Source organism: Flavonifractor sp. AGMB03687, assembly GCF_017811815.1.
In the GTDB taxonomy this organism is placed as follows: domain Bacteria; phylum Bacillota; class Clostridia; order Oscillospirales; family Oscillospiraceae; genus Flavonifractor.
In genome coordinates this window covers 502,225-516,396 of record NZ_JADKZI010000001.1, presented here as the reverse complement: position 1 = coordinate 516,396, position 14,172 = coordinate 502,225, and the positions used below count along the sequence as shown (strand labels likewise).

General features: G+C 59.1%; 12 protein-coding genes. 1 reads left to right on the top strand and 11 read right to left on the bottom strand.

The genetic code is table 11. The annotated features are described in order from the left end of the window. Window positions 1-248: 248 nt before the first annotated feature. From J9789_RS02485 to J9789_RS02465, 5 genes are all read right to left on the bottom strand, one after another. The gene (locus tag J9789_RS02485; protein WP_036376036.1) at window positions 249-1,592 is read right to left on the bottom strand and encodes a plasmid recombination protein; all 1,344 of its coding nucleotides are present in this window, start codon (window positions 1,590-1,592) and stop codon (window positions 249-251) included. Between the two features lie 320 nt (window positions 1,593-1,912). Beyond that, window positions 1,913-3,067 carry a helicase RepA family protein gene (locus tag J9789_RS02480; protein ID WP_031583915.1) on the bottom strand — a complete coding sequence of 385 codons (1,155 nt, stop codon included), beginning with the start codon at window positions 3,065-3,067 and terminating at the stop codon, window positions 1,913-1,915. Window positions 3,068-3,074: 7 nt separating this feature from the next. Continuing rightward, window positions 3,075-3,395: a hypothetical protein gene (locus J9789_RS02475; RefSeq protein ID WP_019541684.1), complete on the bottom strand. Its 321-nt coding sequence runs from the start codon at window positions 3,393-3,395 to the stop codon at window positions 3,075-3,077. Next, window positions 3,395-4,471 carry a site-specific integrase gene (locus J9789_RS02470; RefSeq protein WP_209341963.1) on the bottom strand — a complete coding sequence of 359 codons (1,077 nt, stop codon included), beginning with the start codon at window positions 4,469-4,471 and terminating at the stop codon, window positions 3,395-3,397. The genes J9789_RS02475 and J9789_RS02470 overlap by 1 nt, the downstream gene beginning before the upstream one ends. Next, window positions 4,472-4,660, bottom strand: a complete 189-nt coding sequence (locus J9789_RS02465) for a hypothetical protein (protein WP_016412724.1) — start codon at window positions 4,658-4,660, stop codon at window positions 4,472-4,474. Window positions 4,661-4,849: 189 nt separating this feature from the next. Here J9789_RS02465 and J9789_RS02460 point away from each other — a divergent pair, with 189 nt between their 5' ends. Next, the gene (locus J9789_RS02460) at window positions 4,850-5,383 is read left to right on the top strand and encodes a helix-turn-helix transcriptional regulator (RefSeq protein WP_019541686.1); all 534 of its coding nucleotides are present in this window, start codon (window positions 4,850-4,852) and stop codon (window positions 5,381-5,383) included. A gap of 210 nt (window positions 5,384-5,593) precedes the next feature. Here J9789_RS02460 and guaA read toward each other — a convergent pair whose 3' ends face one another. The 6 genes from guaA to J9789_RS02430 form a co-directional block, all read right to left on the bottom strand. Then, a complete protein-coding gene (guaA, locus tag J9789_RS02455; protein WP_209341955.1) occupies window positions 5,594-7,135 on the bottom strand; it encodes a glutamine-hydrolyzing GMP synthase in 1,542 nt (513 codons plus the stop codon). A 68-nt stretch (window positions 7,136-7,203) separates the two neighbouring features. Further along, window positions 7,204-8,232 carry an acyltransferase family protein gene (locus tag J9789_RS02450; protein ID WP_209341953.1) on the bottom strand — a complete coding sequence of 343 codons (1,029 nt, stop codon included), beginning with the start codon at window positions 8,230-8,232 and terminating at the stop codon, window positions 7,204-7,206. Between the two features lie 113 nt (window positions 8,233-8,345). Then, window positions 8,346-8,966, bottom strand: a complete 621-nt coding sequence (locus J9789_RS16925; RefSeq protein WP_245184995.1) for a hypothetical protein — start codon at window positions 8,964-8,966, stop codon at window positions 8,346-8,348. Next, entirely contained in the window at window positions 8,963-9,598 is a 636-nt protein-coding gene (locus J9789_RS02440) for a hypothetical protein (protein WP_209341951.1), read from the bottom strand. The genes J9789_RS16925 and J9789_RS02440 overlap by 4 nt, the downstream gene beginning before the upstream one ends. 72 nt (window positions 9,599-9,670) lie before the next feature. Next, window positions 9,671-12,961: a carbamoyl-phosphate synthase large subunit gene (gene carB, locus J9789_RS02435; RefSeq protein ID WP_209341949.1), complete on the bottom strand. Its 3,291-nt coding sequence runs from the start codon at window positions 12,959-12,961 to the stop codon at window positions 9,671-9,673. Then, a complete protein-coding gene (locus J9789_RS02430; protein ID WP_245185041.1) occupies window positions 12,961-14,055 on the bottom strand; it encodes a carbamoyl phosphate synthase small subunit in 1,095 nt (364 codons plus the stop codon). The genes carB and J9789_RS02430 overlap by 1 nt, the downstream gene beginning before the upstream one ends. Window positions 14,056-14,172: the final 117 nt, after the last annotated feature.

Sequence of the window (14,172 nt, the reverse complement as noted above, 5' to 3'; positions counted from 1 at the left end):
TCAGGATGACAGCAGTATAGCATAGCACACTCTAAAATGCAAGAAGTTTTTACCCGCTGTCCCAAATAAATCAGGAGGGCATTCACCGGGACACCCTCCGATTTGGGGCCTCATGCGCAAATAATTTCTGTGTCCACGATTTCCGCCGCACACGCCCGAATATTGTTAGTCCCTCTGCAACTCATACCACAGACCGTTGCCCTCGTCAAAGATGTACTTTTCCATGAAATTACCTCCATTTTTTGTGATTATCGTGCGCCTACCCTTATTTTTGACCTTGCACCCCATTTCTGCTCCTTTTCGACCTGTTCCTGCTGGTAAGCTGCCTCCAGTATCCTGTCCGCCTGTTCCGGGCCAATGGCCCGTCTGACCCGCTCATAGTCCCTGACTTGCCCTTTCAAGCCGTCCCTCTCGGCACAAACCTCATAAATCCTGGCTGACAGGGAGCCGTTCTTACTGACCTCACGATCATAGGCGCTCTGCAACCGCTCAAACTTGCTCTTGAGGTCGAAGTAGGCCCGGTAGACGGAGCGCAGCACCTTGACGATCTTCTCCCAAAGGGGCTTGGCCTTTTTCTCCCGGTAGGACTTGGCCGATTCCAGCGGCCCCGCCTCCGGCAGCGTCCGCTCCGGGTCGTCGGAGAAGTCCGCCGCCAGTTTCTCCATGCCCTTGAGCAAGGGCGCTACATCGTCCAGCTTAGCCCTGGCCTGGGCCGCTTTCTTCTCAGCTGATGCTGCCTCCTTATTCTTTTTGTCGGCCTCAACCTGGGCCAGCGCCGACACCTCTTGAAGCTGTGCAAGCCGTTCCTGCTCACGCTCCGTCTTGAACTGCGTAACAGTCAAATGTTCTTCGGAACTACCACGTTCCCCACGCTCTACATCGTCATAGCCAGCGGAGCGCATATGCTCAAAGAAATCATCTTGCAGGACACTGTACGACTTTCGTAGAACGGGTTTGCCCTTAGCTGTGCGTAACGGCTCCCCGGTAGTTTCGTCCAGAATGGGCTTGGACGCCCACTTCTTGCTCATGCTCACCTGCATGATCGTTTCCTTGACCTTGCCCACCAGGGACTTGTCCTTGCACCGCTTTGTCCAGCGTATCTCCTTCTCCACTACCGGGATATAAACCACATGGAGGTGGTAGTGGTACACGTCCTCCCCCAGCGCCTCGGACATGGCCCGGTTGCGCTCGTCAGCGTGCATGACCGCCGACAAAATATACTGCTCTCCGCCCACGATTTTGATTGCGGCTTTATAGGCTTCGGTGTAAAATTGTTTTGCGAAGTCATACCCGCCGTGATTGTAGAAGTAAGCGGAGTTTACATCAAAGACCAACTCACCGTATCGAAAGGCATCCTCCTTGATGCCACGGGTGGAGATCACGCCGTCGGCCTCCATTTGAGCAAACATCTCCCGATACCCGGCAGACGGGGTTTTGAAATGGACATTGAGCGGCGTCCGCTCCAGTACAATGTCCTGATTGACATAGGAATCCTTCTCACGCTCGTTGTGCTGCTGGGTGTTACCGATCTTGGTTTCGGTCAGCCTCATATTTCTTGCGTTGGTACGGTCAATACCGTCGCCTCTCGCCATAGGCAAAAATCCTCCTGTTTCAGATGTTGGGTTGTTGAAAGAGGACGGGGGTTCGGGGGAGGCACTTCCTGCAGGAAGTGTAATAACCCACTATGACACTTTCATCCCTTCGGTCTGCAAAGTGTCGTGGGCTCTCCGAGGGGGTGTGGGGGCTTTGCCCCCGGCAACTGCGGTTGCCTCCCCCAGCAGGGCCGCCCTTTGAAAAGGGCACCCTGCACCCCGCCTAAACTTTGCTGCTCCCCGTGACAGCCGTGACGACCGTGACGATGTTTCAGACACCGCCGCCACTCTCAAAAAAGCCGTCACAGCCGTCACGGTCGTCACGCCTGGGACGGTTCCAGCGTCAGGCTGATACTTCTCCCGGCGTGGCTCCTGCTGTTCTCATAGCGGATGTGGTAGTCTATCAGCAGCTTCCCGGCCCGGACGTTTAGCCGCATCGCCAGGGCGTTGGGCTTCATGTCGGTCTGGAGCGCCGCTACCAGCTCGGTGGCCGTACCACCCCAGGTCGGCTTCTCCGCCGTCACAAGGGCGGCTATGGCCTCCAGCACCGGGTCGGGCGGCTCTGTCCATGCCTCCGTTTCCGTACGCTCCAGCGTCCATATCAGCCGTTCCTTGTCCCTGGTAAGATAGAATCGCTGGTCTTGCTGGTCACGCCCGGCCACGTCCAGAACGGCGCTGCCGTCTGTCCGCTTCTCCTTTTGAAGAAGAAAGGCCCCGTCCGCCGCTCCCAGCAGACCGTTGGTGCCGGAGATCATATCGAATTTGTCATCTGCCTGTTGCTTTCGAGTGTGGTGTACCAGCAGGAGGCAGACGCCGCAATCATCGGCAAGGCGTTTCAGCTTACCCACCACCTCGTAATCGTTGGCGTAGCTGTACTTATCCCCACCAGCCTCCCGGATTTTCTGGAGGGTGTCAATGATAATCAGCTTGGTGTTCGGGTGTTCCCGGACGAACTTCTTTAGCTGTTCCTCCAGGCCAACGCCAAGCTGTTTGGCGTAGACCGCAAAGAGCAGATTGTCGGTGCCCTCTGTGCCGAACATTCGGTATAGCCGCCCCTGCAAGCGGCGGTGGTCGTCCTCCAACGCCAGATAGAGGACAGTCCCCTTGTGGACAGGGTAGCCCCACAGGGGGAGGCCCATGCTGACATGGTAGGCAAGCTGGGCCATCAGGAACGACTTGCCCACCTTGGGCGCTCCCGCAAAGAGGTACGTCCCAGGGTAGAGCAGACCGTCTATTACGGGCGGTCTGCTCTGGTAGATGTTCTGGTAAAGGTCGTTCATGGAAACTGTGTGGAGGTAGGCTGGGTCGTTCATGCGCCGCATATCCCGGAGCATTTCCTCTAAATCTTTCTCTTGGGGGTTGTTTTCAGCCGTTTCCTCTGCTATACTTTGGGTAGTTGTTTGAGAATTGGGCTGTTCCCCGTCTGCGCCAACAGACGGAACCGGGACAGTCCTTTTCGTTTCTCTGGAATCCATCAATCTATCAATCCTCCTTCATGCCGCCCAGCGTCACTGAGATAAGGTCAATGGTGGCGAGAAGTTCATCCCCCACGTCGCCCCCGGCCTCAATGCGCCGCAGTTCCCCCAGGACGGCGGCGAGTTGGTCACGCAGGGCCTTGTAGACCCTGGGATTGCCCTGCACCACCACGGCCCGGTCTAAGAGCCGCCGGGTGATGTAGTCCTGCTTCGTCAGGCCAGAGAGCCGCACAGCGGCGTCAATCTGCTTGTTTTCCTCCGGGGATACCCGGAAGGCCACGGTCTTGTTCCTCCAGCGGTTGTGAGTGTCCAAATTCTTAGCTGACATTACGCTCCCATCCTTTCAAAGTCCAATTTGTCTGCCATTTCCGTCTGCTTGGACGGAAACAGGTGGGCATAGCGATAGGTGATCTCGATACTCTCATGCCCCACACGGTCAGCAATCGCCACAGCGGAGAAGCCCATGTCAATCAGAAGTGAGATGTGCGAATGCCGGAGGTCGTGGATTCTGATACGCTTGACCCCTGCCGACTTCGCCCCTCTGTCCATCTCATGGTGGAGATAGCTTTTCGTGATGGTGAAAATGCGCTCCTTCTTCTCGATACCGTAGAGCATCCCCAGGTAATCCTTCATCTCGTCACAGAGGAAGTTGGGCATTTTAATGGTGCGGTTGCTTTTCTTCGTCTTTGGCGTGGTAATGACGTCCTTGCCGTGGAGCCGCTGATAGGACTTGCTGATTTTCACCGTCCCGGCCTCAAAGTCAAAGTCTGCCGGGGTCAGGGCCAGCAGTTCCCCCTCCCGAATACCACACCAGTAGAGCATTTCAAAGGCGTAGTAGGAAACGGGCTTGTCCATCATGGCATCTGCAAACTTCTGGTACTCCGCTTTCGTCCAGAACAGCATTTCCTTCCGTTCCTCTGACCCCATGTTCCCAGCCTTGGCGGCGGGATTGGAGCGCAGCTCATAGAAGCGGACAGCGTGATTGAAGATGGCGCTAAGCTGGTTGTGCAGGGTTTTGAGGTAGGTAGCCGAGTAGGGCTTGCGCTTCTCGTCCCGGTAGGCCAGCAACTCGTTCTGCCATGCGATCACGTCCTTGGTGGTGATCTCGCTAATCTTCCGCTTGCCAAAGTAGGGCAGAATTTTCTTCTGGATGATGTTCTCCTTGGTCAGCCAGGTGTTCTCCTTGAGCCGGGGTTTCATATCCTTGGTGTAAAGCTCGGTAAAGGCTTCAAAGGTCATATCCAGGTCGCCGGAGGTCTGCATCTGGAAACTGCGCTCCCACTCCTGGGCCTCCCGTTTGGTGGCAAAGCCACGCTTGCACTTCTGTTTGCGCTCCCCCGTCCAGTCCTGATACCGCACCATGACGTACCATGTTCCTCTTGCTTCGTCCTTAAAGACTGGCATTTAGTTCCCTTCCTTTCTGGCCCCGTAGAGCCGTTCGTTGAAATACTGGCGGTTGACCCGCCCTGCGATGGTGATGAAGCCCTTGTCCTTCAATTCTTCGTTGAGCTGCCGGATGAGTTTATAGGCGTAGGGCTTCGATACACCCAGCTCGTCCGCAACTTCTTCCGCCCGGATGAATCTGTTCTCCATATGGATTCCTCCTTTCTTTTGATTTAACGCTATTTGCTTAACGTAGTCCTATTATACTAACTCTATTCCGTTATGTCAAGACCTTCCAACGAGAAAATATAAACAAATTTATTTATTTTTCTCTTGACTGGTCTAAACATATCTGTTATACTTCAAGTGTCCCCATTACATAGATTGGAGTTGGCAGTTATGGCGATTGGTGAACGTATTCGTTTCTTCCGCAACATGAAGGGCATCACACAGAAGTATCTTGGCATGGTGGTGGGTTTCCCGGAACGCTCCGCCGATGTGCGTATGGCACAGTATGAAACCGGGAGCCGCACCCCCAAGGCCGACCTGACAAAGACCCTGGCTGACTTCTTTGATATTTCCCCTGATGCCCTGACCGTCCCTGACATAGATACCGACATCGGCCTGATGCACACCCTCTTTGCTTTGGAGGATATTCGGGGGCTGACTATTGGGGAGATTGACGGCGAGGTTTGTCTGCGTCTGGACAAATCCAAAGGCAAGACCTATGCCAATATGCTTGATATGCTGTCCGCCTGGGCGGAGCAGGCCAAGAAGCTGGAGGCCGGGGAGATCACCAGGGAGGACTATGACCGCTGGCGGTACAACTACCCCAAGTACGACACCACCCTGCGGTGGGCAAAAGTTCCCTCACAGGAATTGAGTGATTTCCTGGTGGATGCACTCAAAGATAGCCCCGATACTGATGAATAGACAGCAAAAGCCCTTACCGACGTTGCCATCGGTAAGGGCTTTCTAATATGGTTGTCCTCACTTATAAGCCGCAAAAGAACATTCTTTACCCGCAATCCACTGGGGATACAGAATGATACGGCCTATGGGGAGCGTTATCAAATCGTTATCAAAAGAGAGATATAAAACCGCAAAATCGTTGTGCCGCAACGGGTTCGGAGTTTCAAAAACTCACTCCCACTCAATGGTCGCAGGGGGCTTACTCGTAATATCGTAAACGATGCGGTTGATGCCCTTGACCTCATTGACGATACGGGTGGAAATGCGGTCCAGCACGTCGTAGGGGATACGGGCCCAGTCGGCTGTCATAAAGTCGCTGGTAGTCACAGCGCGGAGAGCCAGGGTGTAGTCGTAGGTCCGGCCATCACCCATGACGCCCACAGAGCGGGTGTTGGTGAGCACCGCAAAGTACTGGTTGATGTTCTTATCCTCACCAGCGGCAGCGATCTCCTCCCGGTAGATGGCGTCGGCGTCCCGCAGGGTGTCCAGCTTCTCCTTGGTCAGGTCGCCGATGACACGGATGGCCAGACCGGGGCCGGGGAAGGGCTGACGCATGACCAGGTACTCGGGCAGGCCCAGCTCGCGGCCCAGCTGACGCACCTCGTCCTTGAAGAGCAGCCGCAGGGGCTCGATGATCTCCTTGAAGTCCACATAGTCGGGCAGGCCGCCCACGTTGTGGTGGCTCTTGATGACGGCGGCATCGCCGGCGCCGGACTCGATGACGTCGGGATAGATGGTGCCCTGCACCAGATAATCCACCCGGCCGATCTTCTTGGCCTCTTCCTCAAAGACCCGGATAAACTCCTCGCCGATGATCTTGCGCTTGCGCTCGGGCTCCGCCTCACCGGCCAGCTTCAGCAGGAAGCGGGCCTCGGCGTCCACCCGGACAAAGTTGATGTCCCAGCGGGCAAAGGCGGCCTCCACCTCGTCGCCCTCGTTCTTACGCATGAGGCCGTGGTCCACAAACACGCAGGTCAGCTGCTTGCCCACCGCCTCGGCCAGCAGAGCGGCGGCCACGGAGGAGTCCACGCCGCCGGACAGGGCCAGCAGCACCTTGCCGTCGCCCACCTTCTCCCGGATATCCCGGATGGCGGTGTTCTTGTAGTCGCCCATGGTCCAGTCGCCGGTGGCGCCGCACACCTCATAGAGGAAGTTGCGGATCATGTCCACGCCGTGCTGGGTGTGGTTGACCTCGGGGTGATACTGCACGCCGTAGAAGCCACGCTTCTCGTCGGCAATGGCCACGTTGGGGCAGGCGTCGGTGTGGGCGGTAAGGGCAAAGCCCTCGGGCACCTTGGCCATATAGTCGCCGTGGCTCATCCAGGAGATGCCCTGCTCCGGCAGGCCCTTGAAGAGCTTGCAGGTGGTGTCGTAGTAGGTCTCGGTCTTGCCGTACTCCCGGGCGGTATCCTCCTGGGCGGCGGTGACCTGACCGCCCAGCGTGTGGGCCATCAGCTGGCAGCCGTAGCAGATGCCCAGCACGGGCACACCCAGCTCAAAGATGGCGGGGTCCACATGGGGGGCCTTCTCGTCATACACGCTGTTGGGACCGCCGGTAAAGATGAAGCCGATAGGCTCCATGGCCTTCAGCTGCTCCAGCGGGGTGGTATAGGGCTTGACCTCGCAGTACACGCCGCACTCACGGACACGGCGAGCGATGAGCTGGTTGTACTGGCCGCCAAAATCCAGAACAATTACGGTCTGATGGGACATTCAAGTTCCTTCTTTCTATGGAGTCTATGGTTTTCCGAAGAATCGCATTACAATTACAGCTTAGAATATCATATTTTTCCCCCGGGTGCAATACTTCTCCCGCAGGTAAACCGTGTCTGAAGCAGGCGGTACCATCCTCCGCCCAATAAAAAGTCGGTACAGCTGCCCACAACCGGATTGCCCAGCAGGAGCAGCAGCCCCGCCCACACCAGCAGTACCTGCCACGGCTGGGCCACCAGCCAGGGGTATTTCAGGCGGAACAGGTGGAAGAAGAATCCGTGAAGCAGGTAAATGGGCAGGGTGTTCTGCCCCAAAACCGTTATCACCGGGATCCTGCATTTGAGCCTGGGCGCCAGACCCACAAACAGGAGGAAGATCACGCAGGCGGCGCAGCACATGATGAGTCCCCGGGTCTGCCAGCGGTAGCCCAGATCTTCATAGCCGTAGGCCCCCAGCATCATTTTTGCGGTGACGCCCTGCCGCAGCAGCAGCCACTCCAGGCCCACACAGCAAAGGGTCACAAGTCCCAGGATCATCCCCCGGAAGGTCCGCCCCGCGCCCTTCCAGCGCTCCCGCAGGCCCTCCGCCCGCCTGAAGTAGTAGCCCAGCAGAAACCAGGGCTGGAAAGCGATGATCCGGGAAGCGCTCCACTGGTAATCGATGCTTTTATCAAAGCCCGCCAGCAGCGCCAGAACCACCGATGCGGCCACCATCAGCCCCTGCTTCACAGGGGATGGGGTATCGTACACCGGCAGCAGGAGGGTATACACCATCAGCACAAAGAGGTACCACAGAATCCAGTAGGGCCTTGAAAACTGCACATGGACCCAGGGGTCCCCCAGTTTTTCTACAAAGGCGGTGTACAACCACTGGAGCAGCAGATAGGGCAGCGCCATGCCGAAGAGCCATTTGGCGCGGTCAAATCGGGCAAACATACCGCTGAGGAACAGAAAGGCGGGCATATGGAAGGAGTAAATCAGGGCATAGAGGAGCTCTCTGTGAGGAAATTCCCCCGCGATCTCCAGCAGGTGCCCCAGCACCACCAAAGCCATGAGCAGAAAGCGAATATTATCATACTGATATTCCCGCGTTTTCATACCCGCTCCGCCTCCTTTCTCTTCCCACACATCTTGTTCAGGATATCACGTTTTTCCCCAGCCCGCAACAAGGCAAAATGCCGCCGGACTGTATCGGTCCGGCGGCGTTTTGTTTATGCTTTGATCTCTGCGCCGCCCCACTCCACGGCGGTGAAGCCGGTGCGGTTGGGTGCGGTGAGGGTCTGGGGTTCCACCTCCACCGGCTGGTCCAGCCCCTGCCAGGCCATGAATACCCGGATTAGAGTATCCGGGGCCGGGTCTATGGTCAGCGCGGCGCTGTCGGTGTAGGCCTCTGTCTGGAACGAAATCAGGTTGTAGGGGTTGTGCTCCATCTTGGGTAGCCAGTAGATGATAAACTCGTTGGCCTCCTTTTCGGTCAGGCCCAGGTCCGCCAGGGCGTCCTCCAAAAAGGCGGCGGTGTTTTCCCCAGCCACGCAGAAGCCGGCGGAAAAGTCATACTCTGTCGGGCTGATCCCCTCCCAGAACAGGCAGTAGTACTGCCGCCCGGTGGCAGGGTCGGTGAGGGTGCCGTCAGGGGATGCCTCTACTGTCCAGCCGTCCTCATAGGTGGGATAGGTGGAGGTCATGTCTCCATCAAAATCCAGGGTAACGGAAACCTGGGTCTTCTCCTCCGGGTAGAGGTAGATCACCGGTTTTTCCGGAACAGCGGTGGAATCTCCTCCACAGCCGGATAGCAACAAAGCCAGAGGCAGTAACCACAGCAGTTTTTTCATGCCGTCACCTCTGCGCCGCCCCACTCCACGGCGGTGAAGCCGGTACGGTCGGGGGCGGTGAGGGTCTGGGGTTCCACCTCCACCGGCTGGTCCAGCCCCTGCCAGGCCATGAATACCCGGATTAGAGTATCCGGGGCCGGGTCTATGGTCAGCGCGGCGCTGTCGGTGTAGGCCTCTGTCTGGAACGAAATCAGGTTGTAGGGGTTGTGCTCCATCTTGGGCAGCCAGTAGATGATAAACTCGTTGGCCTCCTTTTCGGTCAGGCCCAGGTCCGCCAGGGCGTCCTCCAAAAAGGCGGCGGTGTTTTCCCCAGCCACGCAGAAGCCGGCGGAAAAGTCATACTCCGTCGGGCCGATTCCCTCCCAGAACAGGCAGTAGTATTGCCGCCCGGTGGCAGGGTCGGTGAGGGTGCCGTCGGGCGATGCCTCTACTGTCCAGCCGTCCTCATAGGCGGGATAGGTGGAGGTCAGCTGCCCGTCAAAATCCAGACTGACCGAGACCTGTGTCTCCTCCTCCGGATAGAGGTAGATCACCGGTTTTGCAGTGACCGCCCCTCTATCCACGACCTCACACCCGGTCAGTGAGGCGACCAGCAGGCAGGCTGCCAGGGTTAAAGGAACCAGTTTACGCATAAAAACTCCCCCTTCCAGATTCTTTAGTCTATTTTCTCAGACGAATCCGGAAGGGGGAAGTTCCCATTTTATTTAGATCTGGGTAATATCAATGGGATGCAGGTCGGCAGACCGGCCCTGGGTGCGGACGGTGAGCATGGCCCGGGCAGTATCGATGGCGGTGATACAGGCCACGGAGTGCTCCACGGTGGAGCGGCGGATGCGGAAGCCGTCGGTGTCGTGGCGGCGGCCCCGGGTGGGGGTGTTGATGACCAGGTCCACGGTGCCGGAGGCAATCATGTCCAGGATGTTGGGGTGAGCCTCAGAGACGCGGGCCACCTTACGGGCGGGGATGCCGGCAGCGTTGAGGGCGTCGCAGGTACCGCTGGTAGCCAGGATCTCGATGCCCATGTCGGCAAAGCCCTGGGCGATGCCGATGATCTCGCCCTTGTCCTCGTCCTTGACCGTGATGATGATGCGTCCACCCTTCTTGGGGGCCTTCATGTTGGCGCCCTTGAAGGCCTTCAGCAGAGCCTGGGGGAAGGACTCAGCCAGACCCAGGCACTCGCCGGTGGACTTCATCTCGGGGCCAAGGCCGGTGTCCACGTCGGTGAGCTTCTCGAAGGAGAACACCGGCATTTTCACGGCGTAGTAGTCGGCCTCCTTGTAGATGCCGGTACCATAGCCCAGGTCCTTCAGCTTCTGGCCCAGCATGACCTTGGTAGCTAGGTCAATGATGGGCACGCCGGTGACCTTGGAGATATAGGGGATGGTACGGGAGGAGCGGGGGTTGACCTCGATGACGTATACAGTGTCGTCGTAGATGACGAACTGGATGTTCACCAGGCCCACCACGCCTAGAGCCTTGGATAGGTCGTAGGTGTAGCGGTAGATGGTCTGCTTGTGCTTCTCCTCGATGTGGATGGGGGGATAGACGGAGATGGAGTCACCAGAGTGAACGCCGGCCCGCTCGATGTGCTCCATGATGCCGGGGATGAGCAGGTCCTCGCCATCGAACACGCCATCCACTTCCACCTCGCGGCCCATCAGGTACTTGTCCACCAGGATGGGATGCTCCTGCTCCACCTGGTTGATGATGCGCATGAACTCGGTGATGTTGCGGTCGTTGTAGGCGATCTCCATGCCCTGGCCGCCCAGCACGTAGGAGGGGCGCACCAGCACGGGGTAGCCCACCTCGTGAGCGGCCTCCAGGGCCTGCTCGGTGGTGAACACGGTCTTACCGGCGGCACGGGGAATCTTGCACTGATTGAGGATCTCGTCAAACCGCTCCCGGTCCTCGGCGGCGTCCACGCCGTCGGCGGAGGTGCCCAGGATGGGCACGCCCATGTTGGTGAGAGCCTGGGCCAGCTTGATGGCGGTCTGGCCGCCGAACTGCACCACGGCGCCCCAGGGCTTCTCCAGCTCCACCACAGCCTCAACGTCCTCGGGGGTCAGAGGCTCAAAGTACAGCTTGTCGGCCACGTCGAAGTCGGTGGACACGGTCTCGGGGTTGTTGTTGATGATGATGGTCTCATAACCCAGGCGCTTGAAGGCCCAGACGGAGTGGACGGAGCAATAGTCGAACTCAATGCCCTGGCCGATGCGGATGGGGCCGGAGCCCAGCACCAGCACCTTCTTCTTGTCCTGCCCGGGCCGGTGAGCCTCGGGGGTGGCGGCGGCCAGATAGGGGGCCTCGGGAATGTGAGGAGCCAGCTCGCCCACCTGGGGCATATGCAGTTCCTCGGCGGCCTCGTTCTCCTCGTCGTAGGTGGAGTAATAGTAAGGAGTCTGGGCCTCAAACTCGGCGGCGCAGGTGTCCACCATCTTGAAGGCGGGACGGATGCCGAAGGACTCCCGCAGGGCCTTGATCTCCTCCCGCTCCTTGCCGGACAGGGCGGCGATCCAGGCGTCGGAGAAGCCCATCTCCTTGGCCATGCGCAGGGTATCGGCGTCCAGATGGCCGTGGTCCAGCTTGTCCTCCATGTCCACGATGTTCTGGAGGCGGTCCAGGAACCACAGGTCGTACTTGGTGATCTTGTTGATCTTCTCGGGAGAGAAGCCGCGGCGCAGGGCCTCGGCCACCACGAAGAGGCGCTGGTCGTCGATGTTCACCAGCCGCTCCTCGATCTCCTCGGTGTACAGCTCGTCCAGGCCGGGCAGGCGCAGGGACTTCACTGGCAGCTCCAGGGAGCGGATGGCCTTCATCAGGGCGCCCTCGAAGGAGTTGCCGATGGCCATGACCTCGCCGGTGGCCTTCATCTGGGTGCCCAGGGTGCGGCTGGCGGTGGTGAACTTATCAAAGGGCAGGCGGGGGATCTTGAGCACACAGTAGTCCAGGGTGGGCTCAAAGCAGGCGGTGGTTTTGCCGGTCACCGCGTTGGGGATCTCGTCCAGGGTATAGCCCAGGGCGATCTTGGCGGCCACCTTGGCAATGGGATAGCCGGTGGCCTTGGAGGCCAGGGCGGAGGAGCGGCTCACGCGGGGGTTGACCTCGATGACCGCATACTCGAAGGAATCGGGGTTCAGAGCCAGCTGCACGTTGCAGCCGCCCTCGATCTCCAGGGCGGAGATGATGTCCAGGGAGGCCTTGCGGAGCATCTGGAACTCCCGGTTGGCCAGGGTCTGGGTGGGGGCCACCACGATGGAGTCGCCGGTGTGGACGCCCACCGGGTCCACGTTCTCCATGGAACAAATCTGGATCACGTTGCCGGCGGAGTCCCGCATGACCTCGAACTCGATCTCCTTCCAGCCGGAGATGCAGCGCTCGATGAGGACCTGGCCCACGCGGCTCAGGTGGATGCCGCGGTCGGCGATCTCCCGCAGGGACATCTCGTCATAGGCGATGCCGCCGCCGGTGCCGCCCAGGGTGTAGGCGGGGCGGACGATGACGGGGTAGCCGATGCTGCCAGCAAAAGCCACGGCATCCTCCACGCTCTCCACCACGTCGGAGGTGACGCAGGGCTGGCCGATGGCCTCCATGGCGTCCTTGAAGCCCTGGCGGTCCTCCGCCTTGCGGATGGACTCGGGGCTGGTGCCCAGCAGCTTGACGCCGTACTTCTGCAGGATGCCCTGCTCGTGGAGGTTCATGGCCAGGTTCAGGCCGGTCTGGCCGCCCAGGGTGGGCAGGATGGAGTCGGGCCGCTCCTTCTGGATGACCTGCTCCACGCTGGCGATGTTCAGGGGCTCGATATACACATGATCGGCGATGTCCTTGTCGGTCATGATGGTGGCGGGGTTGGAGTTGACCAGCACCACCTCCACGCCCTCTTCCTTCAGGGCGCGGCAGGCCTGGGTGCCGGCGTAGTCAAACTCAGCGGCCTGGCCGATGACGATGGGGCCGGAGCCCAGCACCAGCACCTTCTTGATATTCGGATTCTTGGGCATTACCGGTTCCCTCCCTTCATGCTGTCCACAAAGCGGTCAAAGAGATATTCCGTGTCCATGGGGCCGGGGGAGGCCTCGGGGTGGAACTGGACGGTGAAGCAGTTGGGCCGCTTGTAGCGCAGGCCCTCCACGCTGCCCTCATTGACGTTGACGTGGGACACCTCGGCCACGGCGGGGTCCACGCTCTCGGCGGTGACCACATAGCCGTGGTTCTGGCTGGTGATGAAGGCCCGGCCGGCGGCCAGATCCTTCACCGGATGATTGCCACCCCGGTGGCCAAAGCGCATCTTCCGGGTCTCGGCGCCGGTGGCCAGGGCCAGCAGCTGGTGGCCCAGGCAGACGGCGAAGAGGGGCAGGCTGGAGTCGTAGAGCTTGCGCACCTCTTTAATAATGTCCACATTGTCCGCCGGGTCGCCGGGACCGTTGGACAGCATGACGCCGTCATAGCCGCCGGACAGGATGGTCTCCGCCGGGGTGTGGGCGGGGTAGACCATAACCTGGCAGCCCCGCTTCTGGAGGCAGCGGATCATGTTCTCCTTCACGCCGTAGTCCATCAGGGCCACCCGCAGCTTCTGCTCCCCAAGGGCGGGGTAGAGCTGGGGCTCCTTGCGGGTCACCTTTTCCACGGTGCCCTCCACCCGGTAGGCATGGATCTTCTCCAGGCACTCCTCTACATGAAAATGCTCCGCACAGGTGATCATGCCATTCATGGTCCCCTGACTGCGGAGTATTCTAGTCAATGCCCGGGTATCCACGCCCTCGATCCCGGTGATGTCATATTGTTTCAGATAGGCGTCCAGCTCCCCTTCACAGCGGAAATTGCTGCCCCGCCGGGCCAGGTGCCGTACGATAAAAGCCTCGGCCCAGGGCCGGGAAGACTCGTTGTCCTCGTGGTTCACGCCGTAATTGCCAATGAGGGGATAGCTCATCACGATCCCCTGTCCCGCATAGGAGGGATCGGTCAGGATCTCCTGGTAGCCGGTCATGGAGGTGTTGAACACCATCTCGCATACCCGGTCGGCCGGAGAGCCAATGCTGACGCCCTCGAACACAGCGCCGTTCTCAAGAATCAGGGTCGCCTTCATCTCCTGCATCACGCCTTTCTTTCCTTGGTATTTGTTCGATTGTACTCTAAATCTTTCGCTGCGGCAACCACCTTTGAACCACATTTTTCAAAATCGTAATTTTGGACAAAAAAGCGGGGCGCCACT

Excerpts from the sequence above, each read along its gene's own strand:
- J9789_RS02485 (WP_036376036.1), bottom strand. The coding sequence starts at position 1,592 with ATGGCGAGAGGCGACGGTATTGACCGTACCAACGCAAGAAATATGAGG.
- J9789_RS02480 (WP_031583915.1), bottom strand. The coding sequence starts at position 3,067 with ATGGATTCCAGAGAAACGAAAAGGACTGTCCCGGTTCCGTCTGTTGGC.
- J9789_RS02475 (WP_019541684.1), bottom strand. The coding sequence starts at position 3,395 with ATGTCAGCTAAGAATTTGGACACTCACAACCGCTGGAGGAACAAGACC.
- J9789_RS02470 (WP_209341963.1), bottom strand. The coding sequence starts at position 4,471 with ATGCCAGTCTTTAAGGACGAAGCAAGAGGAACATGGTACGTCATGGTG.
- J9789_RS02465 (WP_016412724.1), bottom strand. The coding sequence starts at position 4,660 with ATGGAGAACAGATTCATCCGGGCGGAAGAAGTTGCGGACGAGCTGGGT.
- J9789_RS02460 (WP_019541686.1), top strand. The coding sequence starts at position 4,850 with ATGGCGATTGGTGAACGTATTCGTTTCTTCCGCAACATGAAGGGCATC.
- guaA (WP_209341955.1), bottom strand. The coding sequence starts at position 7,135 with ATGTCCCATCAGACCGTAATTGTTCTGGATTTTGGCGGCCAGTACAAC.
- J9789_RS02450 (WP_209341953.1), bottom strand. The coding sequence starts at position 8,232 with ATGAAAACGCGGGAATATCAGTATGATAATATTCGCTTTCTGCTCATG.
- J9789_RS16925 (WP_245184995.1), bottom strand. The coding sequence starts at position 8,966 with ATGAAAAAACTGCTGTGGTTACTGCCTCTGGCTTTGTTGCTATCCGGC.
- J9789_RS02440 (WP_209341951.1), bottom strand. The coding sequence starts at position 9,598 with ATGCGTAAACTGGTTCCTTTAACCCTGGCAGCCTGCCTGCTGGTCGCC.
- carB (WP_209341949.1), bottom strand. The coding sequence starts at position 12,961 with ATGCCCAAGAATCCGAATATCAAGAAGGTGCTGGTGCTGGGCTCCGGC.
- J9789_RS02430 (WP_245185041.1), bottom strand. The coding sequence starts at position 14,055 with ATGCAGGAGATGAAGGCGACCCTGATTCTTGAGAACGGCGCTGTGTTC.